A 25,686-nucleotide genomic window follows, 5' to 3' on the forward strand; every position below is an offset into this window, starting at 1 on the left:
GGTGACCTATGCCACCACTACCGTGTGTCGCAGTGAAGGGCCGAAAGTCACTGAACGCCGCTGGGCCTTCGCACCTTCGCACACTGCGGGTGCGCGAACGCCTGGCGGACTAGACTTCGCGGTGACGTGACAACGGGTGGACGCGGCGACGGGACATGGCGATGACGAATGACGGTCGTAGTGGCCGGAATTCGGTCGGCCGCACGGTCTCGGAACAGCGATTACGCACGCTGCTGGGGGAAGTGGCCGATCGCGTCGAGGTGATGATCGGCTCGCACGATCGGATGGACGGCCTCGTCGAGGCCATGCTCACCGTCACCGCGGGCCTGGATCTGGACGAAACCCTGCACGCGATCGTGCGCACCGCGATGGACCTGGTCGACGCGCGTTTCGGCGGTCTGGCCGTGCGCGGCCACGATCAGCACATCGAGCAGTTCATCGGCGAGGGCCTGCCGGAGAACCTGCGCGAACAGATCAAGGAACTGCCGGTCGGGCTCGACGCGGTGTTCGCCGAGAACGCGCCGCTGCGCCTCGACGATGTCACCACCCACCACACCGGCCCCGACGGTCGGCCGCGGATTCGCACGTTTCTCGGTGTGCCCGTGCGCATTCGGGACAAGGTGTTCGGCATTCTCTATCTCACCGAGAAGGCCGACGGGCAGCCGTTCACCGAGGAGGACGAGGTCCTCGTCCTCGCCCTGGCCGCGGCGGCCGGTGTCGCGGTGGACAACGCCCAGCTCTACGAGCAGGCCCGCACCCGGCAGGCCTGGATCGAGGCGACCCGCGATATCGCGACCGAGTTCCTGGCCGGCACCGAATCCGATCGGGTGCTCGCGCACGTGGTCGATCACGCGCGCAAGCTGACCGGTTCGCAGCAGGCGTTCCTGGCGTCGGTGCCGGTGCCCGACGAATTGCCCGGCGAGATCGCCGAATTGGTGGTCACCCAGTGGGCGGGTCCCGATGCCGGGCAGGACTGGCAGACGGTGCCGATCGCGGGCACGGCGATGGGTGAGGCGTTCAGCAGGCGCACGCCGCTGCGCTACGACGACGCCTCCGCGATCACCCTGGGCGTGGACTTCCTCGGCACCGAATTGCCCGGCGCCGGACCGGTTCTGGTGCTTCCGCTGTGTACTTCGGACGCCACCCTCGGCGTGCTGGTCACCGTCCGGCCGCCGGGCTTCGCCCCCTATACCGACGAGATGTTGGAACTCACCTCGGCGTTCTGCGATCAGGCCGCGGTGGCGGTGCGCCTGGCCGACGCGCAACGGCGGATGCGCGAACTCGACATCGTCGCCGACCGCGACCGCATCGCGCGCGACCTGCACGATCACGTCATCCAGCGCCTGTTCGCGATCGGGCTGACCCTGCAGGCGACCATGCCCAAAGCGGTGGTTCCCGAAGTGCGACAGAAGCTTTCGACGGTGATCATGGACCTGCAGGAGGTGGTGCAGGAGATCCGCACCTCCATCTTCGACCTGCACGCCAGCGGCCCCGGCCACAGCGAGGGGTTGCAGCAGCGGCTCGAGATGGCGATCCGACGCCAGACCGCCGATATCGCCCTGCGCGCCACGATCCAGGTGTCGGGCCCGCTGTCGGTGCTCGACGCGCAACTGGCCGACCACGCCGAGGCGGTGGTGCGCGAGGCGGTGAGCAACGCGGTGCGCCATTCCGGGGCCGACACCGTCGCGATCGTGATCGAGGTGGCCGACGATCTGGTGATCCGGGTCTCCGACAACGGCTGGGGCATTCCCAACCACGTCATCCGCAGCGGCCTGCGCAATCTCGAGCAGCGCGCGCAGGAGGCGGGCGGCGCCTTCGAGGTCGGGCCCGCCCTGCGCCCCGACGCCGACGGCGAACACCCGGAGATGACGGGCACCCAGTTGCGCTGGGCGGTCCCGCTCCCCCAGGACGCCGCGACCGGCGGGTTCGCGCTCGCGGCGGGCCCCGAGGCGGGCGAGGACTGAGTCAGGCGCCGGCGAGCACGATCGCGGCGTTGTTGCCGCCCATCCCCATCGACAGACTCACGGTGAGCCCGTCGACCAGCGGGGTCGGGCCGTTGAGCAGGCGCGGATGCGCGGGGCCCGTGATCGGCGCGGAGGCGACGACGCCGGTCTCGTAGGACAGCGCGATCGCGGCGACCTCGATCGCGGCCGAGGCCCCCTGGCAGTGTCCGACCAGCGGTTTGAGCGAGGAGATCGCCGGACGATCGCCGAACACGGTGGTGAGCACGTCGCGTTCGGCGGCGTCGCACTGGCGGGTGCCGGTGCCGTGCGCGTTGTAATAGGCCACGTCCCGCGCGGTGACGCCGGCGGCGGTGAGCGCGCCCCGAACGCAGTCGACGATGTGGGTGTGGGTGGGTTCGAGGGAGACGACGTGGAAGGCGTCGTTGTTCATCGCGCCGCCGAGCAGTCGCGCGTAGGGCGCCTCGACCGCGTCGGTGAGCAGCAGCCCCACCGAGGCTTCGGCCATGGTGAAACCGAGGGTGTCGGGCTGGAAGGGACGGCACGCGGTGAACGGGTCCGCGTCGGCCACGGCGGCGCCCATCGCGACGAAGTGTTCGAGCATGTCGGGGGTGGCCGAGATGTCGGTCGTGACGCACAACACATCGTCGACCAGACCCGCCGAACGCCACAGCTGGGCGGTCAGCAGGGCGACATTACCCGAACTGCACGCCGCCGAGACGTTCATCGCGGGGCCGTGGAAGCCGAATTCCTGCATCACCGTCGAGATCGGCGTCGAGGGCAGCAGCCGCAGATAGTCGCGGGAGCGGCGATGGCCGCCGTCGGCGAGGTAGAAAACGCGCCAGTCCGCGACATCCCCCAAGGTGAAGGCGTGGACGAGGCCGACGGTGCGGCCGTCGGGGCGCCAGCCGCGGGCGCGCGCGTCGACGATCGCCTCGGTGGCCGCCGCGCGCACGGCGCGCCCGAACAGCGTTGTTCCGTCCTGCGTGTCGCCTTCGTCGCGGATCCGTCCCACCCACGCCTGCTCGTCACGTCCCCGCCCGTAACCGGGGTACAAACGGGCAGCCGGTTTGCAACCCATGAGGCCCTGCCACAAAGATTCGCGGCCCCAGCCGTAACCGGAGACGACACCGACTCCCGCGATCGACATAGAATCGAGCCGGTGGGTCTTGCCGCCCGAGAGCACTGCCGGGTTCACAGCATCCGGTGTCACATCTGCTCCTCGCGGAAATCGTGAAGGATCACCAGAATAGTCCGGTATGTCGTCCGCAGACCAGGCCGAGATCGGGGGTTTTCGCAGTGGGAGAAGGTAACACCGACGCGGCGAGCGCCGAGCAACTCGCGCAGCGGTACCGGTCGCTGGTGGAACACACTCCCGATGCCATCTGCGTACACGAGTCCGGCACGATCGTGTACGTCAATCCCGCGATGGTCCGATTGCTGGGCGCGCGCTCGCCCGAGCAACTTCTCGGCTTGTCGATCACCGTGTTCGTCCATCCCGATTCCGTCGGTCCGATGCTCGAACGCATCCAACACCTGACCGCCGAGGGTTCGGCCTCCCCGCGCACCGCGATGGATCTGGTGCGGGTCGACGGCCGCACGGTGCCGGTGGAGACCGTCTCGGTGCTCACCGTCTGGCAGGACAAACTGGCCTTCCAGGTGGTCGTGCACGACCTGAGCGCCCAGCGCGCCGCCGAGGCGTCGGCCCGGCGCGCGGAGGCCTACTTCACCACCGTGGTGTCCCAGCTGGAAGAAGGGGTGCTCGTCGTCGACCGGCAGGGTCGAGTCGAATCGCTGAACCCGGCGGGCAGGCGCATCCTCGGCATCGACGAGGCCGACCCGGTGCTGGGCCTGCACATCGACGAGGTCCCGTTGACGATGATCGACCGCGACGGCGCCCCGCTGAAATCAGGTCGCCATCCCATGGCGCACACCCTCGCCACCGGCGAGGTGATCACCCAGTACGTGTTCGGAATCGAGCGCGCCGACGGGCAGCAGGTGTGGCTGTCGTGCAATTGCCGACTGCTCAACCCCGACAGCCCCGATTCGGCGGGCGTGTCCTCCTTCGCCGATATCACCGCCTACCGGGCCAGCAGGCGCCAGCTCGAGTACCAGGCCACCCACGACGCGCTCACCGGGCTGGCCAATCGGTCGCTGATCCTGTCGCAGTTGTCGACGGCACTGGCCGATGAGGGCGGCACCCTGGTCACCACGGTGCTGTTCATCGACCTCGACGGGTTCAAGGCGATCAACGACACCCTCGGCCACGCGATCGGCGACACGGTGCTGCAGATCGTGGCCCAGCGCCTCCAGCAGGCCCTGCGCAGTGAGGACGTGGTCGGTCGACTCGGCGGCGACGAGTTCCTGGTGCTGCTGGCCGGTCATCCGCAGCGCGCCGACCTGCCCGCCCTGGTCGAACGGCTGCGGATCACGATGGCCGAGCCGATCATCGCCAGCGGGCACCGGCTGGAGGTGAGCGCCTCGATCGGCATCACCGAACTGGGCCCGCACGAGTCCCGCACCCCGGAGGCGGTGCTGCACGACGCCGACCTGGCGATGTACCGCGACAAGCCGTCGGCCCATCGTGAGCTCGGTCTCGGTCAGAATCGTCGCTCGAACAACACCCACGCGTCCTGACAGACTGGTCGGCGTGATCGTCGAACACGCGCTGCTCCCCGTTCGCCCCGACGCCACCGCCGCGTTCGAAACCGCCTTCGCCCAGGCATATCCGATCATCGCGGCGATGCCCGGTTTCGGCGGACTGTCGCTGACCCGCTGTGTCGAACGGCCGCAGTGCTATCTGCTGCTGGTGCGCTGGGAGCGGTTGACCGACCACACCGTGGGATTTCGCCAGGCGCCGGAATACCAGCGCTGGCGGGCGCTGTTGCATCACTTCTACGAGCCTTTTCCCGTGGTCGAACATTTCACGCCGGTCCTCGGCACCGATCTGTTCGGCGCCGCCGCGGCCGCGATCGCGGACAAGTAGACTCGACAACTCTGTTCTCAACGCGGTGACAAAGGAGTCCTGTTTTGCCCGACCGCCTCGCCGAAGACCGCGCCGCCGCCTCCACGGCGGCGCACACCCGCGAGATCGAACAGGAGCAGCAGTACCTCTCGGTGCTCTACGACCGGCTCGACGGCATGCGCGACTACGCGCAGAACCGGCTCAAGACCGTGCTCTTGGAAGCCGACGGCACCCCGCAGGCGCGCAGTGAACGCGAGTCGTTCACCCAGCTCTACAGCGAGGACCTGGCCAAGTACGACGCCGCCGAACACGGCCTGTGCTTCGGCCGCATCGACCTCGACGGCACCGACGACGACACCCCGCGCTACATCGGCCGCCTCGGCATTCTCGACGAGGACAACGACTACGAGCCGCTGCTGCTGGATTGGCGCGCCCCGCTGGCGCGCCCGTTCTACCTGGCCACCACCGCCAACCCCGAGGACGTCACCCGGCGCAGGCACATCCGCTCGCGCAACCGCGCGGTGACCGCGATCAACGACGAGTACCTCGATCTCAACACCGCCGAACGCGACGGCGTGGTCGGCACCGACGACGGCGTCGGCGGGGAGAGCGCGCTGCTGGCGGCGCTCAACGCCGCGCGCACCGGGCACATGAACGACATCGTCGAGACCATCCAGAGCGAACAGGACGCCATCATCCGCTCCGAGCACAAGAGCGTGCTCGTGGTGCAGGGCGGTCCTGGCACCGGCAAGACCGCGGTCGCGCTGCACCGGGCGGCGTTCTTGCTCTACACCTACCGCCAGCAGTTGGCCAAGGCCGGCGTGCTGATCATCGGCCCCAACGCCACCTTCCTCGACTACATCGGCCAGGTGCTGCCCTCCCTCGGCGAGACCGGCGTGCTGCTGTCCACCATCGGCGACCTGTATCCGGGCGTGAAGGCGGTGCGCGAGGATTCGTTGCGCGCCGGGGAGATCAAGGGCTCGCTCGACATGCTCGAGGTGCTCAAGCAGGCGGTGCGCGATCGGCAGGAGGTGCCGTCGACGCCGATTCAGCTCGCGTTCGACGGCTACCCGGTGGTGCTCGATCGCAAGATCGCGACCCGGGCGCGCGGGCGGGCCCGGTCCTCGCGACGCCCGCACAACCTGGCCCGGCCGATCTTCGCCTCGGCGGTGATCGACGCGCTCACCGATCAGCTCGCCGCGACCATGGGCGCGGATCTGTCCGGCGGGACGAGTCTGCTCAGTTCGGCCGATCTGAGCGAGATCGGCGACGAGATGCGCGCCGACCCGCAGGTGCAGGCCGCGATCGGCGCGCTGTGGCCGGTGCTCTCACCCCAGGACGTGCTCGCGGATCTGCTGGCCGATCCGGCGCGGCTGGACCGGGCGGCCAAGTCGCTGAGCCCCGAGGATCGCGCCGAACTGGTGCGCGCCGACGACGGCACCTTCGGCGCGGCCGACGCGCCGCTGCTCGACGAGCTGGCCGAACTGCTCGGCGTGGACGACACCGAGGAACGCGAACGCGCCCGGCGCCGCTGGCGCGCCCAGCTCGCCGAGGCCCAGGACGCCCTCGACATCCTCACCGGCTCCGCCCCCCAGGACATCGAGGACGAACTCGATCCCGAGATCCTGATGGCCTACGACCTGATCGACGCCTCCCAGCTGGCCCAGCGCCAGCAGTTCGGCAACCGGCAGACCACCGCCGAACGCGCCGCGGGCGACCGCACCTGGACCTACGGGCACGTCATCGTCGATGAGGCGCAAGAGCTTTCGGAGATGGCGTGGCGCATGGTGATGCGGCGCATCCCGAATCGCTGGATCACCGTCGTGGGCGATGTGGCCCAGACCGGTGACCCGGCGGGGGCGTCGTCGTGGCAGCGGGTGCTGGAACCCTATGTGGCCCGACGCTGGAAGCTCACCGAGCTCACGGTCAACTACCGCACCCCCGCCGAGATCATGACGGTCGCGGCGGACGTGCTCGCGGCGATCGACCCCGGCGCCACGGCCCCGCGCTCGGTACGCGAGACCGGCAATCCCCCACGCGCCCACCGGGTTTCGCCGCCGGAGGTCGCGGGCGAGGTGGCCCGGCTGCTCGAGGCCGAGCACGCGCCCGGCACCGCCGCCGTGCTCGCCCCCGCCGCCCTGATCCCCGAATTGTCCTCGCTGGCAGGCGAATCCGTGCAGGTGCTCACCGTCCACGACGCGAAGGGCCTCGAGTTCGACCGGGTCTACCTGGTGGAGCCGCAGGCGATCCTGGACGAGTCCCCCCGTGGCCTCAACGACCTGTACGTGGCGCTCACCCGCGCGACCCAGCGGTTGGCGGTCGTGCACACCGAGGAACTACCCACGGTCCTGTCCGCTCTCGACACCGCCTGACACAGCACGGAGGGCCCCTGATCGGTGGTGATCAGGGGCCCTGCGTGGTTCGTCCGACTACCGAACGGTGTGCACGATCAGCACGTCCGAGCGGGACTTGCGGGCCACATCCGAGGGCACCGAGCCCAGCAGGCGGCCGGTGAGGGTGTTCAGGCCCCGGTTACCGACGACGAGCAGATCGGCCTCGACCTCGATCACGAGCTCGAGCAGCGAATCGACGGGCTCGCCGACGATGGCGCGGTCGACGATGTTCTTCGCACCGGCGGCGATCGCCTTCTCCCGCGCGACGAGCAGGATCTCGTTGGTCGGGGCCGAACCACGAACCTGGTAGGCCTCGTCCTTGAGCACGTCGGCCGCCGCGGCGACGTCGCGATCGTCAGTCGGGAAGTAGGCGCAGGCCAGCACGAGAGTCGCGTCCGCGTCGCCGGCGAGGGCCGCGGCCTTCTCCACAGCGACGTACGACGAATCCGAGCCATCAGTACCGACGACAATGGTCCTGTAGGCGGTCATCTCTCCTCCAACTTGGTCGGTGCCAGCACCGATCACCCGGGAATCGAGCGTCAGCGCGGCAATTGGACTGACCCTAACGGCAAATCAGGCTGATCCATCGGCAATTCGCAATAGATCACATCAGGAGTGTTGGTGGCCACACCAGAAATCACGGTGGCATTCGCGACAGTCGATAACGTCCACCAGCGCTGACAAGACCACACGCCGAGAAAACTGTGTCCGATCACAACATGCTCAACATCCCAGGGCGACTGGGATTTCGATCACATCGACCACGAAGTCGCCAGCGGAACTCGGGTCACCGAAGACATCGGCAGCGCGGACGCTCCGGGTCTGCCACCTGCCGAGCCCGCACCTGGCGGAGTATCTGCCGGGACGGGCACGGACAGTCGCACCCCCGCGTCGACGTCCGGAGCGACGGCGACGGTTCGGTGGCTGCCGTCTTGATCGAGGTTCCCTCGCGGGTACGCTTGACAAGCACAGTTGGACAAGTAGTTCCCGGTTCAGAAGGGGAGTTCTGGTGGGGGATTTGATTCAGGCCGATCTGGACGCGTTGCGTCTGTTGGCGGGCAAGCCCACGACCGAGGCCGCCGGTATCGACACCATCACACCGCCGATCTGGGCTGGGCTCGAGGCCATTGTGATGCCGGGAGCAGACCTCGAGGGGTTGATCGGCAACATCAAAACGAAGCTCGGTACCAACCTGGCAGAGCACGCGACGAATGTGCGGAACCTCAGTACCGGCGCGGCGACTGCGGCGAACACGTATGAAGATGCCGACGCAACATTCAAAGCCCAGCTCGACAGTTTGACGGGAGGCATCGAATGAGCCCGGTGCCGCCGACAATCTCTCAGGTCAGGAGCTGGCAGCCCGCCACGGTGATCGCGGCGGGCACCGCGATTGTCACCGGCGGCGAGGCACTCAACGATCGGATGGCTGCCGTCGATCTCGCCGTCGATCAGACCGCCGTCGGATGGCAGGGCGAGGCCGCGTCCACCGCGTCGATGCGTGCGGTGTCGGAGCTGCTGTCCTCCTCGCAAACCCGCCGCGCGGCGGTGTCGATCGGGGAGACCTTCAAAACCCAGGGCGGGGTGATCGATGGTCACCGCAGCGCGCTGATCAGTGCCGTCGAGATCATCGCCGGGGGGTACCCGAGTCTGAACATCGCCGACGACGGCACCGTGACCGCGCCGGCGCTGTCCGGGGATCAGGCAGCCAATCTAACGTTGGTGGTGTTGAACCAGAAACTGGTCAACGCGGCCGCCGACTACACCATCACGCTCAAAGAGCACCTGTCCAATATCGCGTCCGCCTGCGCCTCGCTGAAGTTCGCGGCCGCGCTCGGGCTCACCGACCTGGACCAACACGGCGGTCCCGGGGGCGCGATGAGTGGGCCCAGCGGGCTCAGCGGTGACCAGGGAACAAAGATCGGCCAACAGATCAGCGACGCCACGAACAACGGTAAGCAGATCCCTGACGAGGTGCTCGACCAGCTCGCCGACGACCTCAAGGCCGCCGGTGTTTCCCCTGAGCAACAGGCCGCGTACCTGCGTGGCGAAGACGTCACTATGCCCGCCGCGTCGAAGGCCTACTTACAGAACCTCATGAACGCCGCGGGCGCCGATGGCTTCACACAGGCCAGCCAGCAGCTCCAGCAGCAGGGCCCAGCCGGTGAACAAGCTGCCCGGTCACTGGCCAATGGCGCCTTGCTGCTCAGTAACGAGAAGGTTGGGACAGGTCGAGACTCGAACGGCAAGCTCACCGGAGCGGGCAGCTACGAAAACCTGCCCCAGGACATGCGAGACCTCATCTCCACCCGGGTGAGCGCAGGTGGCGGCGCACCGGATGCGAACGCCTCCGACTATCCGATCGAAGCGACCGGCGCGACCAAGACCGGCGAGTTCGTGAACAGGCAGAGCGAGTTGCTGGCTGCGCTCGGAATGGCGGAGACCGGAAATGATCCCGGCGTCAAAATGTCAACCGAACTGCAACGCCAGGGTGCACACATGGCCTGGCTCGACCAGAACAACTCCAACTTCGCGGACGCGAACATCCCGGCCGACGATGTCATCAACCGGTCGATCGAGCTCGGTGCTCGCAATGCGGACGGCGTGACAGCGATCCTCACCGGTGAGGGTGGTCCCGATATCCTCGGTACCGGATACGACCCGGAAAAGGCAGTACTGCCGCTACTCACCCATGAGGGTCAACCGGGTGACCAACCCGCGATCACACCGATCACCAACTGGATTTCCGAGAACGCTGGGGCCACGTCACCCGAGTCCGAGCTCGCGGGCAAGTCAGCGCACGGGCTCACGCAGATCATCTCGGCCACCGACAACTACGAAGGGCTACTCGCCGGGACCGGACCGGGACAGACCGGCGGGATGACCGCTGGGACGTCCCAGGAAGTCGCCGAAGCACTAGCACCCTATGTCGGACGGATGGTCGACATGCCCGAAGCGATGACCGATACCAAGGGGTTCAGCGATCTCACACCCGTCGAGTCAGTTCAGGTTTTCAGTGTGCTGTCCGGGGATCCGCTGTCCAGCGCCACGATCAACGGGGCCGCGCTGGCCGAGTCCCAGCGCATGGACAGTGCGTTTCTCGCCAACGGAAACACCGAGAACGGCAACTACGCGAACCGGCTCGAATGGCTGGTGAACCAGGGCATCGGTGTCGACTACGACCAGCAAGTCGCCGCCAACGAGACCGCGGCCGAAGACAAAACCACCAAACTCAATCAGGCCTACACCGCAGGCCAGATCATGGTCGGCGGTTTAGGACCCGGTCCCGCCGCTATCGCCGCCCTCGCCGAACCAGGAAAATCCTTCCTCACCGTCGACCCGGAAAAGGTCGGCCCATACACACCATTGAAGATCGATACCGGAAATTACGATGCCCCGAACTTCGGATCAGCGAATGATCGCAGCTATCGGATGGTCCAAACTCTTGTCGAGAATGGACAGGTCGACTTCAACTCGTTGCCGCCCGAATTCAAGGACGGCGACCGCCTGAAAACATATTCCGACTACTCGGCGACTACCCAAGGAAATCCCGGTTACGATAATTCTGTGAAGTTGAAGGAGATACTGATCGCTTCCGGGGTCAATGGCGAGAGGCTCGACAGCTACATCGCCCGGGCAAACAACGGCGAGGCAATCGAACTCCAGTCATCCCTGCGACCTCCGGATTCGGATCAGCAACAACGTATTTCAGAAAGGCTCGCCATGAAGGAGAGCCAGACCAGCGTGCACAACAGATGGGTACGGTAATGGCACCGACGAGGGCATTCCTGTCGACCGCCCTCGCGGCTGCCAGTATCGCCGTTATAGCAGGTGGGTGCACGAGTGACCAGCCTCCGGCGCAGAAACCTGTCGTATCGGTCTATCAACCTCCCGATGAGGTTCGGGATGCCACCATGGTGTGGTCCGCCGACTCCGGGGTGGACCTGTTTTCCGGCCAGGCGGCCCTGGTTCGCGCAGGTTACGAGGCTCGTTACGTCGGCCAGAAGGCGGGATTACATCGGACATACCCCGGATTCGACAAGGCGATATCTCCCTGGCGGATTTCCGAGCTGGAAGAGACCTGGCGGCGCGGATATGCAACGGGGACTATGCGGGTTCACATCCAGCAGGTGCGGGGGACGGATACCGACTTCGTTGCGGACATATGTTTGATGACGTCGGGTCTGGCCAATCGCCAAGGTGATGTATATGTCGGGAACCGAGGCGCTCAGTACAGCGCGTGGCAGGTGATCGTGAAGTCTGTAGCCGACAATCCGATATGGCCGGTGACCACCCCCGCGCCTGGTCCGGATCGAATGCATTGGCAAGCGCCGCCCGCTGATGTCTTCCGCGGATGGACCGTAGATTTCAGCTCCAACCCCTCAGGCCCCCGAGAGCCTCGATGTGATCCGTGGCTTCACAGCATCGATCCGAATATACCCGAGACCAGCGAGCGGTTCGAAAGCCCAACACCTCCACCGATCCAACCGGTGTATCCCGGATGGCCGGTCGACCCGCCCACCCCGAACCCCGCACCCGAAACCTCGACCGCACCCCGCTGACCTGGAGATTCGCGATGACCCTACCGAACGAAGAACTCGCCGCCAAGTTCAGCCGTATTCGGCACGCCGTCAACGAGATTCGGGTGCGTGCGCAAACGCAGGGTGTCGATGTCGAGGCCGACGGGGACGGCAAGCTCACCGCGTTGACGTTCTCGACGGCCGCGTGCGCGATGGGCCCAGAGGTGCTCGCCGATGTTGTCTTGCGGGCGTATGGGCAGGTCAGGGAGGAAGCGACCGCTCGCGCGAACGACCTCATGACCGAACTCTACGATGACCCGGCGGTGAACCGGATCGCCAGGATGACCGATTCCGATCTCGCGGCCGACCGCACTCCCACAGCAGGTGCTCCCGCGCCGGTACCCAGCCGAACTGAGCTGGCACCGTCAACCACGTACCAGCCGCGCTACACTGCCCAGCCACACGCCGCGCCTCCCAGATATCAGGACCCCGCGCCAGACCTACTCTCACCGAGGGCCGCCGGTCCGGTCGGCTCCGCACCGACCAATCGCGCAGTGCCGGGCGGAGGATTGAGCAACACTGTTGCCAGGGCCAAGGCCGCCCGTGAGGAAGCCGAGCGGGCGGCCTTGCGCGAGCAGGCCCGCCAGTGGGACGACGAGGACAATCACGGTCGCAACCGCAACTATTGGCAGTAGCGGCACCTTCCTCATCGGCAGGGCCTCCCACTATTCGGCAAGGGCGGGTAGCAGGCGGCATTGAACTTCGGCGGCTGCCTGACATACGCCGCCGCTCGGGCGGCGGGCGACCCGCTGCTGTGCGTCGGCGACGACTTCACCAAGACCGATATGACCTGGTCGAACACAAAACCAATGATCAGACCACGGTGCCCCGTGGTGCCGGATGGGAGTGTTGTTGGTCGCGCAGGCGCGTGAGGGCGTCGCCCCGGGCGCTACGCGCGTATTCCAGTGGCGCCATCCCGATCTCGGCGGTGAATTCGCGGCTGAAATGGGCCTGGTCGAAATAGCCGAGGTCGCCGGCCAGGACGGCCAGGTCGCGATCGCGGCCGTGGGCCAGGTGGTCGGCGGCGTCCTGTAGGCGGAAGCGGCGCAGCACCCATTTCGGTGGTGCCCCGACATAGCGGCGGAACAGGCGTTGCAGGGTGCGGACGGGGATCGCGAAGCGGTCGGTGACCTGGTCGACCCTGGTCAGGTCCTGATCCTGGGCCATGGCCGTCACGATGCGGGTCACCAGCGCGTAGTGCGGGTCCTCGGGGCGTCCGCGACCGGTGAAGAACTCCTCGACGAGGGTGCGCCGGTGTTCGTCGGTGGGCTCGGCCAGCACGCGGTCGGCCAGCCCGGCGGCTTCGGGCAGGACCTCGGTGAGCGGGGCCGAATCATCGCGCAGCGCACCGACATCCAGGCCGGTGAAGGCGCCGAAGCCGCCGGGGGTGAACCGGATGCCGAAAGTCTCGCCCTCCTCGGCGAGTTCGCGATCGTAGCGGGTGGTGCACACGCCGTTGACGAAGCCGCCGGTGCGGGTGGTGCTGCGCTCGAAGGTGACGTTCACGCACGGATACGACAGCACCTGCGCGGTGTAGGCGGGCTTGCCCCGCAGGTCCCAGCGCACCACCCAGTACCGATCGGCGAACGCGGCCAGCGCGGGTCCGACGGTGAGCCGACGCAGCGAGCGGTGCCTGGCCTGTTCGGCCGGATGCAGGATCCCGCGCACGTCACCGGGTTCGGTACTCATCGGATCTGTCGCGTTCTTACAAGACCGGCTCGGCGCGGCGCAGCAGGATCGTAGTCATGACCACTCCCGTCGCCCCCATTCCGCAGGGCTACCACTCCATCACCTGTTTCCTCGCCGTGCCCGACGCCAACGCGGCCATCGACTTCTACACCGCGGTCTTCGACGCGAAGGTGCTCAGCCGGGCGGATCTGCCCGACGGACAACCCGCCCACGCCGAACTGCTCATCGGCGATTCCACCCTGCAACTGGGAATGCCGATCCCGGAGAACAACGTTCGCGCGCCCGAGGACTGGGTGCACACCTCCGTGGTGCACTACTGCCCCGACGTGGACGCGGTGATCGCGCGCGCTCTCACCCACGGGGCCCGCACCGCCGAGGAGCCGCAGACCTTCGTCACCGGCGACCGCTTCGGCGTGGTGATCGACCCCTTCGGCCACCGGTGGGCCGTGCTGACCCGGGTGCAGGACGTGTCGCGGGAAGAGGCCGACCGGCGCGTCGCCGCGTGGTTGGCCGAGCAGGGCTGAGACCGCGCTCGGCCGCCGCGTCGGACATCGGCGCGGTGGCCGGGACCCGCGCATCGCTAGGACAACCCCGCGGCGTCCATGCCGCGCAGCTCCTTCTTCAGGTCGGCGATCTCGTCGCGCAGTCGACCCGCCAGCTCGAACTGGAGTTCGCGGGCCGCGTTCATCATCTGCGCGGTGAGTTCCTTGACCAGATCGGCCAATTCGGCGCGTGGCATCGACTTCACATCGCGCTCGGCGTAGATGCCCGCGCTGACCGCGCGCCCCGGCTCGCCTTGGGCGCGCCTGCCGCGGCTGGCGTTGCGACCCGAGCCGCCGACCGCCACCTCGTCCTCGGCCTCGAGATAGACCTGATCGAGGATGTCGGCGATCTTCTTGCGCAGCGGCTGCGGGTCGAGGCCGTGCTCGGTGTTGTAGGCGACCTGTTTGGCGCGGCGCCGGTCGGTCTCGTCGATGGCGTGGCGCATCGAGTCGGTGATCTTGTCCGCGTACATGTGGACCTCACCGGAGACGTTGCGCGCCGCGCGGCCGATGGTCTGGATGAGGCTGGTGCTCGACCGCAGGAAACCTTCCTTGTCGGCGTCGAGGATCGCCACCAGCGACACCTCCGGCAGGTCGAGGCCCTCGCGCAGCAGGTTGATACCCACGAGCACGTCGTACTCGCCCAGGCGCAGCTGGCGCAGTAGCTCGACGCGGCGCAGGGTGTCGATCTCGGAGTGCAGGTAGCGCACCTTCACCCCGAGGCCGAGCAGATAGTCGGTGAGGTCCTCCGACATCTTCTTGGTGAGCGTGGTGACCAGCACGCGTTCGTCGCGCTCGGCGCGCTCGCGGATCTCGTGCACCAGGTCGTCGATCTGGCCCTTGGTCGGCTTGACCACGACCTTCGGGTCGACCAGCCCGGTGGGGCGGATGACCTGTTCGACCACCTCGCCGCCGACCTGGCCCAGCTCGTAGGGGCCGGGAGTGGCCGACAGATACACCGCCTGCCCGATGCGCCCGGCGAATTCCTCCCAGGTCAGCGGGCGGTTGTCGACCGCCGAGGGCAGGCGGAAGCCGAAGTCGACCAGGTTGCGCTTGCGCGACATGTCGCCTTCGAACATGCCGCCGATCTGCGGGACGGTGACGTGGGATTCGTCGATCACCAGCAGGAAGTCGTCGGGGAAGTAGTCGAGCAGGGTCGCGGGCGCCGAGCCGGCCGGGCGGCCGTCGATGTGGCGCGAGTAGTTCTCGATGCCCGAGCAGAAGCCGACCTGGCGGATCATCTCCAGGTCGTACTCGGTGCGCATCCGCAACCGCTGCGCCTCGAGCAGCTTGCCCTGGCGTTCGAGTTCCGCGAGCCGCGCCGCCAGTTCGGCTTCGATATCGGCGACCGCGCGCTCCATCCGCTCCGGGCCCGCCACATAGTGGGTGGCCGGGAAGATGCGGGCCGAATCCACCTGGCGCACAACATCACCGGTGAGGGGGTGCAGGTAGTACAGCGCCTCGATCTCGTCACCGAAGAACTCGATGCGGATCGCCAGCTCCTCGTAGGAGGGGATGATCTCGACGGTGTCGCCGCGCACCCGGAACGAACCACGGGTGAACGACATGTCGTTGCGCGTGTACTGCACGTCGACGAGCAGGCGCAGCAGCGCGTCGCGGTCGATCTCGCCGCCCACCTCCAGCTGCACCGAACGGTCCAGGTACGACTGCGGCGTGCCCAGACCGTAGATGCACGACACCGAGGCGACCACCACCACATCGCGCCGCGACAGCAGACTCGACGTGGCCGAGTGGCGCAACCGCTCGACGTCGTCGTTGATCGAGCTGTCCTTCTCGATGTAGGTGTCGGTCTGGGCGATGTAGGCCTCGGGTTGGTAGTAGTCGTAGTACGAGACGAAGTACTCGACCGCGTTGTTGGGCAGCATCTCGCGCAGCTCGTTGGCCAGCTGGGCGGCGAGGGTCTTGTTCGGCGCCATGACCAGGGTGGGCCGCTGCAACTTCTCGATCAGCCACGCGGTGGTGGCCGACTTACCGGTACCGGTGGCGCCGAGCAGGACGACGTCCTTCTCCCCCGCGGTGATCCGGCGCTCCAGCTCGGCGATGGCCGCGGGCTGATCACCGGCAGGCGAGTACTCGCTGACCACCTCGAAGCGGGCACCCGAGCGCTCGATCGCGCCGACCGGGCGGTGTTCGGAATGGGCGATCGGGTGTCCCCGGTCTTCGTACCCTTCCGTCGGGATCTCGGTTGCGAATGCCATGAAACCAAGCTTAGGCGCGCCCACTGACACGTTTCGATCCTCGACGCCGGTCCGACGAGGTCAGCGGGCGCGGGCACCGCCGTGAGCCGGTAGATTCGGCGCTCATGACGCAGGCATCACCCGTGCACGTGCATCCGCCCAAGATCGAGTACTTCGATACCGCGGCGCGGACCAACACCGACCCCAAGGGGTTCGTGCGACCGGTGGAGATCTACCGCGAGGAGCCGTGGGGCCTGTACATGGGTCGCCACTCCGATCACGCGAGCTTCCACTACCTCGAGTCGTGGTTGCTGCCCGAGTTGTCGTTGCGCGCGTCGAAACTGCACTACAACCCCGGCGTCGAGAAGTGGCAGGACGTCTACATCGACGTCGGCGCCTTCACCCGGGAGACCCCCACCCGGTGGCTCGGGGTCGATCACTACCTGGACCTGCTGGTCCGCACGGCCCGGGACGTGCGGCTCGTCGACGTCGACGAGCTGCTGGCCGCGCACAGCACCGGCCTGCTCGACGCGGCCCAGTGCCAGTCCGCGATCGAGAACGCAACAGCCGCCGTCGACGGGATCGCGGCGCACGGCTACTCCCTCGAGGCCTGGTTGAGCACGCTGGGCATGGACCTGACCTGGCGCTGAAACGACGAACCGCCCGAACCCCACAGGGTCCGGGCGGTTCGCGGAGCCGGTCTCAGCTCAGGCTGCCGAACAGGTCGCCCAGTCCGCCGCCGCACGACGCGCTGCCGGTGTTGCCCGCCTCGGCCACGGTGACCGTGATCGAGTCGCTGATCAGCAGCTGACGCGCCTCGAGCTTGTGCTTGCCCGCGGTGGTCGGCTTCCAGTCGATGCTCACCGTGCCCGACAGGACCGAGGGCGACACCGGGCTGCCGGGGATGTCCACGCCGTTGTCGGTGAACTTCACCGAGGTCAGGCGGTCCACCTCGACGGCGGCGGTCAGCTTGTAGGTGCAACCGACCTTGTGGTCGGTGCCGGCTACACCGAGGTTGCCGACCCACGCCGAGGCCTGCGGAGCGGCCAGCACGAGGCTGGCGGCGACGGCGCCGAGCGCGGTGATACCGAAGCCCGCACGGCCGAACTGACGCTGCTGTGTTGTCATACGCGCTACAACTTCCCTGTGAATCGAGTCACCGTGTAGTGACATCGCACAATCTACACAGAGCGCGCCATGGTGTTCGCGATTTCCGAAACATTGCCGTTTAACTGACTGCTTCGCAGGTCAGGCGCGGGCGCGGGCCCATTCGGTGACCACCGGGTAGACCGCGTCGAACCACGGCTCCTTCACCCGGTAGTACGCCTCGCCCGCCTCGTCACCGACGAGGTCGGCGGCGGCGAGTTCGGCGCCACGCTTGACCGCCAGGTACTCCGCGCGGCCGTGCTCGTCGGCGCGCAACCAGTCGCGCAGATCGAGCGCGAACCGCTGGCCGAGCGAATCCCGCACGCGCAGGTGGATATTGGCGGGGCGGCCGGGATCGGCGTTGCCGTGCAGGCGTTTTCCCCACCGCGACAGGTCGGTGCCGTCGGGATCGTGCGGACTCGGCTTGGGATTGTCGTGGGTCACGTGCGCCGCGAGCGGAAAACCGGCCCCGGCCAACGCATCCGACAGCGATTCGGCGGTGGTCATGTCCGCCACGGTGATCTGGATGTCGATGATGTCCTTGGCGGGCAGCCCGTGCACCGCGGTCGACCCGACATGGTCGATGCGCACCGCCGAGGCACCGCAGGCCAGGTGCAGGCGGGCGATGATCCTGCGCGCCTGCACATCCCACTCGGGATCGGTGACGAGCCGGTAGGCCGCGCGCGCTCGAACGCCCGCGCGCTGATTGCGCTCGAACGGCACCAACCGCTGTTCCCACAGCTCGCGCACCCGCGCGCGGATCGCGTCCGGTGCGCCGTTGTTGTCGAGCCACACGTCGGCGACCGCGCGGCGCTGATCGTCGGTGGCCTGCGCGGCGATGCGGGCGCGCGCGTCGGCCTCGTCCACGCCGCGCTGTTCGACCAGCCTGCGCAGCCGGGTCGCCTCGTCGGCGCCGACCACGACGACCAGCTGCATCAGCGGGGCGAGCCCGTTCTCGACGAGCAGCGGAATGTCCTGCACCACAATGGCATCGGCGGCCGCGTCGCCGATCAGCTCCGCGGTGCGGGCGCCGACGAGCGGGTGGGTGATGGCGTTGAGTTTGCCGCGCGAGACATCGTCGGCGAAGGCCACCGCGGCTAGGGCGGGCCGGTTCAGGCTGCCGTCCTCGGCCAGGATCCCTTCGCCGAATTCCTCGACCAGCGCCGCCAATCCGGGCGTGCCCGGTGCGACGACCTCGCGGGCGATCGCGTCGGAGTCGATGAGAACCGCCCCCGACTCGACCAGTTCGCGCGCCACTGTGGATTTACCCGCTCCCATGCCTCCGGTGAGGCCGATCCGCAACATGGGCCCAGTCTCGCACTTCGACCGCCGCGCCGGGACACCACCCGCGACACGCTCACCCACCACGGCGTGAGGTCCCCGGCTCGGCGCGTCGCGTCGATTAATCTTCGGCCCTAGGCGAATCGGCCGCACAACTACCGGAGGATCATCATGAGTACCAGGAATCACCGGGCGGCTCGCCACCGCCTCGGCATGCCGGGCGGTGTGCACTGCATCGAATTCCCCGCTGTGGCAACGACTCTCGCCGAGTATCGGCGGTCCTGGTTCGCTGCCCTCCGCCTGCCCGCCCGACATAGTTTCGCCGCGATGCGTAAGCGTCCCAGTATGTCCACCGGCTACTGGTCGCCTGCCGTCGCCAACTGATCGGCCGCGCCCGGTTTTCTGCCGGGCGCCGAATACTTTCCCCGAAAAGCCCGAAGGCCCCGGTCCGTGAGGACCGGGGCCTTCGTTCACTGCCTATCAGGCGTTGCCGCTCACTCAGGCGTTGCCGCTGAGCTTCTCCCGCAGAGCCGCGAGCTGGGCATCGCTGGCCAGCGAGCCGCCCGTGGACTCGGCCGGACCGGAGGTGGACGCAGCCGCGCTGCCACCGGTCTCGGAGGAGTAGTTGCCCGCGACGGGACCACCAGCGGCGGCCTCGGCGGCAGCGTCGGCTGCCATCTTCTCCATCTGGGCGGTGTGCATCTTGTGGCGACGCTCGGCCTCGGCGTAGCGGCCTTCCCACTCTTCACGCTGCTTGTCGAACCCGTCGAGCCACTCGTTGGTGTCGGGGTCGAAGCCTTCGGGGAAGATGTAGTTGCCCGCATCGTCGTAGCTGTCGGCCATGCCGTACTTCGACGGGTCGAACTCGGCGTTGTAGTCCTCGTTCGCCTGCTTCAGCGACAGCGAGATCCGACGACGCTCGAGGTCGATGTCGATGACCTTGACCATGGCGTCGTCGCCGACGGCCACAACCTGGTCCGGGACCTCGACGTGGCGCTCGGCCAGCTCCGAGATGTGCACCAGGCCCTCGATGCCCTCTTCGACGCGCACGAAGGCACCGAAGGGAACCAGCTTGGTGACCTTGCCGGGCACGATCTGGCCGATGGCGTGGGTCCGGGCGAACTGACGCCACGGGTCTTCCTGGGTCGCCTTGAGCGACAGGGAGACGCGCTCGCGGTCGAGATCGACGTCGAGAACCTCGACGGTGACCTCGTTGCCGACCTCGACAACCTCGGACGGGTGGTCGATGTGCTTCCAGGACAGCTCGGACACGTGCACCAGGCCGTCGACGCCACCCAGGTCCACGAAGGCACCGAAGTTGACGATGGAGGACACGACGCCCTTGCGGACCTGGCCCTTCTGGAGCTGGTGCAGGAACTCGCTGCGGACCTCGGACTGGGTCTGCTCGAGCCAGGCGCGACGCGACAGGACCACGTTGTTGCGGTTCTTGTCGAGCTCGATGATCTTGGCCTCGATCTCCTTGCCCACGTAGGGCTGGAGGTCGCGGACACGACGCATCTCGACGAGCGAGGCGGGCAGGAAGCCACGGAGACCGATGTCGAGGATCAGGCCGCCCTTGACGACCTCGATGACGGTGCCCTTGACGGCCTCGTCCTTCTCCTTGAGCTCCTCGATCGTGCCCCACGCGCGCTCGTACTGCGCCCGCTTCTTCGACAGGATCAGGCGGCCTTCTTTGTCCTCCTTGGTGAGAACAAGCGCCTCGACCGCGTCGCCCACGGAAACGACCTCGTTCGGGTCGACATCGTGCTTGATGGAGAGTTCGCGGGAGGGGATGACGCCTTCGGTCTTGTAACCGATGTCGAGCAGGACCTCGTCACGATCGACCTTGACGATGGTGCCTTCGACGATGTCACCATCGTTGAAGTACTTGATCGTCGCGTCGATGGCGGCCAGGAAATCCTCTGCGGAGCCAATATCGTTAATGGCTACCTGCGGTGAGGTGACGGTGGTGGGCATATGTGGGTTTGCTCCGGACGGATTGTGGTCGGTTGCGGACATTGGAACTTTCGGTACGCTGCGAGATCACCGCGACGACGCGACGAAGGGATACCGGTAAAGTATGGCATGGACCGTCGCAGTTGCCGCTGATCAATCTCAGCGCGCCTGTTGAGCGTGCCTCAGCCTACGCGACCGTCACAGAGCCGGGCAAACCACCCCCCATGCCGCCGTCGTCGGTGATCGCGGCGGGTCGATACCCTGTGCGGCGTGTCCGACGACCAACGCCACGCGCAGGCCAACGCGCTGCTCGGTACCGCAGCGACCACTCGAACCAGGATCGACTCACGCGACAGTGAGCGGGCCAATCGGCGCTGGTGGGACGCCGACGCCGAGCAGTACCACCAGACCCATGCCGATTTCCTCGGCGTGGATTCACCCGGTGGTGAGTTCGTGTGGTGCCCGGAGGGGCTGCACGAGGGTGACATGGGCTTTCTCGGTGACGTGAGCGGGAAGACGATCCTGGAGATCGGCTGCGGTTCGGCGCCGTGTTCGCGGTGGCTGGCCGGTCACGGCGCGTTTCCGGTGGGGCTGGACGTGTCGATGGGGATGCTCGAGCGCGGGGTCGCCGCGATGGACCAGGGCGGACCTCGGGTGCCGCTGGTGCAGGCGGGCGCCGAGGCGCTGCCGTTCGCGGACGCGTCGTTCGACCTGGCCTGTTCGGCGTTCGGCGGGGTGCCGTTCGTGGCCGATTCGGCGCTGGTGATGCGCGAGGTGGCGCGCGTGTTGCGGCCGGGTGGGCGCTGGGTGTTCTCGGTGAACCATCCGATGCGCTGGATCTTCCCCGACGATCCGGGCCAGGCCGGGCTCACCGCCACGATCCCCTACTTCGACCGCACGCCCTATGTGGAGGTCGACGGCGACGGCGTGCCGACCTATGTCGAGCACCATCGCACGATCGGCGACCGGGTCCGCGAGATCGTCGGCGCCGGCCTGCACCTGGTCGACATCGTCGAACCGGACTGGCCGGAGTGGCTGGACCGGGAGTGGGGTCAGTGGTCGCCGCTGCGCGGGCAGATCTTCCCCGGCACCGCGATCTTCATCGCCGAGAAGCCCCCGCGCTAGAACTCGGGCAGCGCGGCGAAGGACGGGTCCACCTGCACCGTCGGCACCGTCTCGGCGACCCAGCGCCGCGCCCTGGTGAGGGCGTGGCGCGGGAACTCGGCGTCGAAGCGGACGTCGTCGGAGAGCAGGTACGGCAACCGCCCGCGCAGTCCCGGCGCGTACGGGTGCGGCGGGCACATCTCGCTGCGCCGCACCTGCTGCCCGATCGCGGTCTCGCGCGCCCCCGGCAGCCCCGTCTCGGGGCAGATGATCTGGAACACCGCCGAGCACCGATCCTTGGGCACCACGATCGAGGCCGCGAAGACCAACTGCCCGCGCGGCCCCGGCAGCTGCGTCTTCTCCACCCGCAACAGCGCGGGCAGCTGATCGACCCACACCACGAACGCCTCGATCAGGCACCCGGTGCGCGCGTGATGCTCGGCGAGTCGCCGACGCAACCGCTTGACGTCGTCGAGTCGCGCGGGCAGGTCGGGCACGCCGTTGACATAGTTCAACGCGACGACGTCACGAGTGGCCGGATTCCCCCAGGTCGTGTCGTCCAACTGTTGCATTCCAGGAATGTCGAACGAGATGGGCACCGATCCAATTTACCGGCGCCACCCGATTTTCGTTGCTCCGTACCGTTTTCCGGGCGCTGATCGGGGAAAAAGGTCCGCTTCCACCAACCAGCGGGGCGCTCGTTCGTGCCCGATCACGAGAATCCGGGCCGCTTCGATCACGGTGCCCGGCGATCGGTGGTGCGCGGGGACGCGGGCGGCGCGACGCAGACCATCGTCGATAGCGCTACTCCCGCTTGGGTTTTCGGCCCACCTGTTCGAGGGCCAGGCGGAGCGCGTATTCGATCTGGGAGTTGATGCTGCGCAGGTCGTCGGCCGCCCACTTGGCCAGGGCCTCGTGGACGGCCGGGTCGAGCCGTAGCAGGACTTTCTTGGGTTCCTTCTTCGGCGTGGTCATGGGACCGTCAGGAGTAGAGGGATCCGGTGTTGACGACCGGCTGGACGGCGCGGTCGCTGCACAGGACCACGAGCAGGTTCGAGACCATGGCGGCCTTGCGTTCCTGGTCGAGTTCGACGGTGCCCTGTTCGGCGAGGCGGTCCAGCGCGAGGCCGACCATGCCGACGGCGCCCTCGACGATCTGGGTGCGCGCGGCCACGACCTGGGAGGCCTGCTGGCGCACGAGCATGGCCTGGGCGATCTCGGGGGCGTAGGCGAGGTGGGTGATGCGGGCCTCGATGACCTCGATGCCGGCGGTGAGGGTGCGTTCGCGCAGTTCGACGGTGAGTTCCTCGGCCACCTCGGCGCCGTCGCGCAGGCTGGTGCGGGCGTCGTCGTGGGCGTCGTAGGGGTGGGTGGTGGCGAGGTGGCGCACGGCGGCCTCGGACTGGGTCTCGACGTACTCCTCGTAGTCGTCGACGGCGAAGGCGGCCTTGAAGCTGTCGATGACCTTGTAGACGACCACGGCGGCGATCTCGACGGGGTTGCCGTCGGCGTCGTTGACCTTGAGTTTCTGGGTCTCGAAGTTACGCACCCGCAGCGAGATCGTCTTACGGTCGGTGAGCGGGACCACCGAGAAGAAGCCGGGTTCGGAGACCGAGCCGATGTAGCGGCCGAAGAAGGTGACGACCCTGGCCTCGTTGGGGTTGACGATGATCAGCCCGGTGGCGAGGAACAGCACGATCAGCCCGAGGACCACGGCGGCGACCGCGCCGGTCCAGGCCAGTGCCCCGCCGTCGTGCTTGGTGGCGCTGATGAACGCGAGCACGGCGGCGGCCCCCAACGCCAGGGTGAGCACGAACCATCCCAGTAGGACGGCGAATCCGTTGACGCGGAGCGCGGAGCGCAGTTCCATGACATCCTCCCGATATCTGAGTGATATCACCACGATAGCGGGCCGCGGGCGTTCGAGCAAGGTCGACCCCGCATGGTCGATGGTGTCGAAGCGCCGAATTTCCCTGCCCTGATTAGTCTTTCGAGACGAGACCGTCGACCGGCGGCACGATTTTCGGCCGGTATCGTCGTCCGCACTGACAGTTCGAACCGAAGGAGTCGGCCCGTGCCGGATGCCCTGGACCAACTCGCCACCACGCTCGGCACCCCACCTCCGCCGGAATTCGCGACCCTGACGCGAGAGCAACTGTCCCGCTTGGATTCCCACGTCCAACACACTTTGGACGCACGCGTGTCGGCCCTGGACGAAGCCCTGGACTCGAGCATGCGCCTGATCCCCCGACTGGCCCGCCCCGCCGTGCGCAAGGTACTCGGCCTGTGACGATCACCCACCACACCACCGCCGAAATCGCCCGTCTCACCGCCGTTCTCGGCCTCGCGGACACCGCCGAGCTGGACTTCCTGGCCGAATTACCCCCGGCCGCCCTGCGTGAGTTCCGCACCCAGATCACCGATCTGATCCACCATCGCGAAGCCCGCCGCATGCAGCGCGTGGCGGCGGCGGCCAAGCTGGTGCCCGCGGCGCTGGCGGGCAGGATCGCCGAGGCCGCGATCGGCTCGGTGTTGGCCGCGGCGGTCGCGGGGTCGGTGGAGCCGCAGCGTGCCGTCGCGATCGCGGCGGCGGTGTCGCCGACGTTCCTGGCCGATATCGCGGTCACGCTCGATCCGCGCCGGGCCGCGCAGGTCATCGCCGAGATCCCCGACGCGATGGCGGTGGAAGTCGCGCGCGAATTGCTCGCTCGCGGTGACTATCTGACGATGGGCAGGCTGGCCGGGTCGGTGCCCGAGCGGGTGCTGCGGGTCGCGCTGCCGCACGCCGCCGACATCGACCTGCTGCACGTGGGCTATCACCTCGAGGACACCGCCGCCGCCGACCGCCTGCTGGCCACCATCACCGACCGGGTGCCCGGCCTGATCCACGCGACCGACGCCGAGCGTCGCTGGCCCGAGGCGATCGCGCTGCTCGACCTGCTCGGCCCGGTCGAACGTTCCCGGCTCGGCGACGTGGTGGCCGACCAGGACGCCGAAGTGCTCGACGGCCTGCTCGCCACCGTCGTCGAACTCGATGCCTGGCGCACGCTGCTCCCGGTCGCGGCGCGCATGCAACCGCCCGGCCTGCGACGGCTCGCGCAACGCCCGATCATGTCCGAGCCCGCCGTCCTCACCGCGATCGCCGATCTGGCGCTCACCCAGGACCTGTGGCTGGACCTGCTCCCGCTCGCCGATCACCTCTCCCCCGCGCAACTGCACACCGTCGCCGCGCGCGTGGCCGCCGAATCCGACGAGGCCCTCACCGCGCTGATCGAACAGACCCACGCCGAGAACTACTGGAACACCCTGCTTCCCGTCGCTCTCGCCCTGGCCGAACCCGAACGTCTGCGCCTGGCCACGCTGCCGGTGATGCACCGCCGCGACACCCTGTCCGCCGCGATCGCCACCGCCGCCGCCCACGACCTCTGGGCCTCGGCGCTCCCGCTGGTCGACGTGCTCCCCACCCACACCCACGACGTCCTCGCCGCCAGTGTCGGCGACCTCACCGACGAGGAGTTCCTCGCCGCCGTACACGCGGGCCCCGCCGCCGAGGCCACCACCACCCTGGTCCGCATCGTGCTGCGCCAATCCCCCCCGGCCCGAGCACGTTCGATGGCCTTGCTCGAGAAGTCGCCCGATCTGGCGGCGCTGGTCGAGAGCTTCACCACCGACGATCCGGCGGTCTGGGACAACCTCGCCGACCTCCGCGACGAGATCCCGGCGTCGGTGCGAATCCTGTTGTCCGCCCAAGCCACCCGCTGCGATCGACCCGATATCGCCGACCGCCTCGCGGCCTGACCCGGTGATGCCGGTCTGCGCGGTCGCCGCATCGCCGACCAGGCGCAGGGCTGGGCGGAGATCCCCGCCGCACTCC

At 67.9% G+C, this 25,686-nt stretch carries 23 protein-coding genes; 13 read left to right on the forward strand and 10 right to left on the reverse strand.

The annotated features are described in order from the left end of the window. The first annotated feature begins 161 nt into the window (after positions 1–161). Positions 162–1,964 (forward strand): sensor histidine kinase, encoded by a 1,803-nt coding sequence (locus ACFP3H_RS25540; protein WP_378609762.1) that lies wholly within the window; start codon positions 162–164, stop codon positions 1,962–1,964. Between the two features lies 1 nt (position 1,965). Here ACFP3H_RS25540 and ACFP3H_RS25545 read toward each other — a convergent pair whose 3' ends face one another. Continuing rightward, the gene (locus tag ACFP3H_RS25545) at positions 1,966–3,174 is read right to left on the reverse strand and encodes a beta-ketoacyl synthase N-terminal-like domain-containing protein (RefSeq protein WP_378609763.1); all 1,209 of its coding nucleotides are present in this window, start codon (positions 3,172–3,174) and stop codon (positions 1,966–1,968) included. A gap of 86 nt (positions 3,175–3,260) precedes the next feature. On the opposite strand from ACFP3H_RS25545, the gene ACFP3H_RS25550 reads away from it, so the two are divergent. The 3 genes from ACFP3H_RS25550 to ACFP3H_RS25560 are packed head-to-tail and all read left to right on the forward strand — an operon-like array spanning position 3,261 to position 7,298. Beyond that, positions 3,261–4,598, forward strand: coding sequence for a diguanylate cyclase domain-containing protein (locus tag ACFP3H_RS25550; protein ID WP_378609765.1), 1,338 nt, complete (start codon positions 3,261–3,263; stop codon positions 4,596–4,598). A 13-nt stretch (positions 4,599–4,611) separates the two neighbouring features. Next, positions 4,612–4,947 carry an antibiotic biosynthesis monooxygenase family protein gene (locus tag ACFP3H_RS25555; RefSeq protein WP_378609766.1) on the forward strand — a complete coding sequence of 112 codons (336 nt, stop codon included), beginning with the start codon at positions 4,612–4,614 and terminating at the stop codon, positions 4,945–4,947. A 44-nt stretch (positions 4,948–4,991) separates the two neighbouring features. Further along, positions 4,992–7,298: a HelD family protein gene (locus tag ACFP3H_RS25560; RefSeq protein WP_378609768.1), complete on the forward strand. Its 2,307-nt coding sequence runs from the start codon at positions 4,992–4,994 to the stop codon at positions 7,296–7,298. 57 nt (positions 7,299–7,355) lie between these two features. On the opposite strand, the gene ACFP3H_RS25565 is transcribed toward ACFP3H_RS25560, so the two are convergent. Then, positions 7,356–7,808: a universal stress protein gene (locus tag ACFP3H_RS25565; protein WP_378609769.1), complete on the reverse strand. Its 453-nt coding sequence runs from the start codon at positions 7,806–7,808 to the stop codon at positions 7,356–7,358. Between the two features lie 520 nt (positions 7,809–8,328). Here ACFP3H_RS25565 and ACFP3H_RS25570 point away from each other — a divergent pair. The 3 genes from ACFP3H_RS25570 (at position 8,329) to ACFP3H_RS25580 (ending at position 12,531) form a co-directional block, all read left to right on the forward strand. After that, positions 8,329–8,637 carry a hypothetical protein gene (locus ACFP3H_RS25570; RefSeq protein WP_378609771.1) on the forward strand — a complete coding sequence of 103 codons (309 nt, stop codon included), beginning with the start codon at positions 8,329–8,331 and terminating at the stop codon, positions 8,635–8,637. Next, positions 8,634–11,084: a TPR repeat domain-containing protein gene (locus ACFP3H_RS25575; protein ID WP_378609772.1), complete on the forward strand. Its 2,451-nt coding sequence runs from the start codon at positions 8,634–8,636 to the stop codon at positions 11,082–11,084. The genes ACFP3H_RS25570 and ACFP3H_RS25575 overlap by 4 nt, the downstream gene beginning before the upstream one ends. An 808-nt stretch (positions 11,085–11,892) precedes the next feature. After that, positions 11,893–12,531 (forward strand): YbaB/EbfC family nucleoid-associated protein, encoded by a 639-nt coding sequence (locus ACFP3H_RS25580; RefSeq protein WP_378609774.1) that lies wholly within the window; start codon positions 11,893–11,895, stop codon positions 12,529–12,531. Between the two features lie 178 nt (positions 12,532–12,709). Here the strand turns inward: ACFP3H_RS25580 and ACFP3H_RS25585 are convergent, their stop codons facing one another. Beyond that, positions 12,710–13,585 carry an AraC family transcriptional regulator gene (locus tag ACFP3H_RS25585; protein ID WP_378609775.1) on the reverse strand — a complete coding sequence of 292 codons (876 nt, stop codon included), beginning with the start codon at positions 13,583–13,585 and terminating at the stop codon, positions 12,710–12,712. Positions 13,586–13,641: 56 nt separating this feature from the next. Between ACFP3H_RS25585 and ACFP3H_RS25590 the strand changes: the two genes are divergently transcribed. After that, entirely contained in the window at positions 13,642–14,109 is a 468-nt protein-coding gene (locus ACFP3H_RS25590; protein ID WP_378609777.1) for a VOC family protein, read from the forward strand. A 56-nt stretch (positions 14,110–14,165) separates the two neighbouring features. Here ACFP3H_RS25590 and uvrB read toward each other — a convergent pair whose 3' ends face one another. Beyond that, positions 14,166–16,346, reverse strand: a complete 2,181-nt coding sequence (gene uvrB, locus ACFP3H_RS25595) for an excinuclease ABC subunit UvrB (protein ID WP_378609778.1) — start codon at positions 16,344–16,346, stop codon at positions 14,166–14,168. Between the two features lie 104 nt (positions 16,347–16,450). Between uvrB and ACFP3H_RS25600 the strand changes: the two genes are divergently transcribed. Continuing rightward, a complete protein-coding gene (locus ACFP3H_RS25600; RefSeq protein ID WP_378609780.1) occupies positions 16,451–16,975 on the forward strand; it encodes a ribonuclease FAU-1 family protein in 525 nt (174 codons plus the stop codon). A gap of 52 nt (positions 16,976–17,027) precedes the next feature. Here the strand turns inward: ACFP3H_RS25600 and ACFP3H_RS25605 are convergent, their stop codons facing one another. Both ACFP3H_RS25605 and coaE read right to left on the reverse strand, forming a co-directional pair. Next, positions 17,028–17,453, reverse strand: coding sequence for a hypothetical protein (locus ACFP3H_RS25605; RefSeq protein WP_378609781.1), 426 nt, complete (start codon positions 17,451–17,453; stop codon positions 17,028–17,030). A 120-nt stretch (positions 17,454–17,573) separates the two neighbouring features. Beyond that, entirely contained in the window at positions 17,574–18,776 is a 1,203-nt protein-coding gene (gene coaE, locus ACFP3H_RS25610; protein ID WP_378609783.1) for a dephospho-CoA kinase, read from the reverse strand. A 147-nt stretch (positions 18,777–18,923) separates the two neighbouring features. On the opposite strand from coaE, the gene ACFP3H_RS25615 reads away from it, so the two are divergent. Continuing rightward, the gene (locus ACFP3H_RS25615; RefSeq protein WP_378609784.1) at positions 18,924–19,136 is read left to right on the forward strand and encodes a hypothetical protein; all 213 of its coding nucleotides are present in this window, start codon (positions 18,924–18,926) and stop codon (positions 19,134–19,136) included. Between the two features lie 114 nt (positions 19,137–19,250). On the opposite strand, the gene rpsA is transcribed toward ACFP3H_RS25615, so the two are convergent. Further along, complete coding sequence (gene rpsA / locus ACFP3H_RS25620; protein WP_067457490.1) at positions 19,251–20,729, reverse strand: 30S ribosomal protein S1; 1,479 nt, start codon at positions 20,727–20,729, stop codon at positions 19,251–19,253. Positions 20,730–20,978: 249 nt separating this feature from the next. On the opposite strand from rpsA, the gene ACFP3H_RS25625 reads away from it, so the two are divergent. Further along, positions 20,979–21,833, forward strand: a complete 855-nt coding sequence (locus ACFP3H_RS25625; RefSeq protein WP_378609786.1) for a class I SAM-dependent methyltransferase — start codon at positions 20,979–20,981, stop codon at positions 21,831–21,833. Here the strand turns inward: ACFP3H_RS25625 and ACFP3H_RS25630 are convergent. The 3 genes from ACFP3H_RS25630 to ACFP3H_RS25640 all read right to left on the reverse strand — a co-directional run bounded on the left by ACFP3H_RS25630 (position 21,830) and on the right by ACFP3H_RS25640 (position 23,682). Then, a complete protein-coding gene (locus tag ACFP3H_RS25630; RefSeq protein ID WP_378609788.1) occupies positions 21,830–22,384 on the reverse strand; it encodes a hypothetical protein in 555 nt (184 codons plus the stop codon). The genes ACFP3H_RS25625 and ACFP3H_RS25630 overlap by 4 nt on opposite strands. Positions 22,385–22,616: 232 nt before the next feature. Next, positions 22,617–22,787: a type II toxin-antitoxin system antitoxin gene (locus ACFP3H_RS25635; RefSeq protein WP_378609789.1), complete on the reverse strand. Its 171-nt coding sequence runs from the start codon at positions 22,785–22,787 to the stop codon at positions 22,617–22,619. 7 nt (positions 22,788–22,794) lie between these two features. After that, the gene (locus ACFP3H_RS25640; RefSeq protein WP_378609791.1) at positions 22,795–23,682 is read right to left on the reverse strand and encodes an SPFH domain-containing protein; all 888 of its coding nucleotides are present in this window, start codon (positions 23,680–23,682) and stop codon (positions 22,795–22,797) included. A gap of 204 nt (positions 23,683–23,886) precedes the next feature. Here ACFP3H_RS25640 and ACFP3H_RS25645 point away from each other — a divergent pair, with 204 nt between their 5' ends. Both ACFP3H_RS25645 and ACFP3H_RS25650 read left to right on the forward strand, forming a co-directional pair. Then, positions 23,887–24,102 (forward strand): hypothetical protein, encoded by a 216-nt coding sequence (locus tag ACFP3H_RS25645; RefSeq protein ID WP_378609792.1) that lies wholly within the window; start codon positions 23,887–23,889, stop codon positions 24,100–24,102. Beyond that, positions 24,099–25,610 carry a hypothetical protein gene (locus ACFP3H_RS25650; protein WP_378609794.1) on the forward strand — a complete coding sequence of 504 codons (1,512 nt, stop codon included), beginning with the start codon at positions 24,099–24,101 and terminating at the stop codon, positions 25,608–25,610. Before ACFP3H_RS25645 ends, ACFP3H_RS25650 begins: the two co-directional genes overlap by 4 nt. The last annotated feature ends 76 nt before the right edge of the window (positions 25,611–25,686 follow it).

It is taken from the genome of Nocardia lasii (assembly GCF_042658545.1).
Taxonomy (GTDB): domain Bacteria; phylum Actinomycetota; class Actinomycetes; order Mycobacteriales; family Mycobacteriaceae; genus Nocardia; species Nocardia lasii.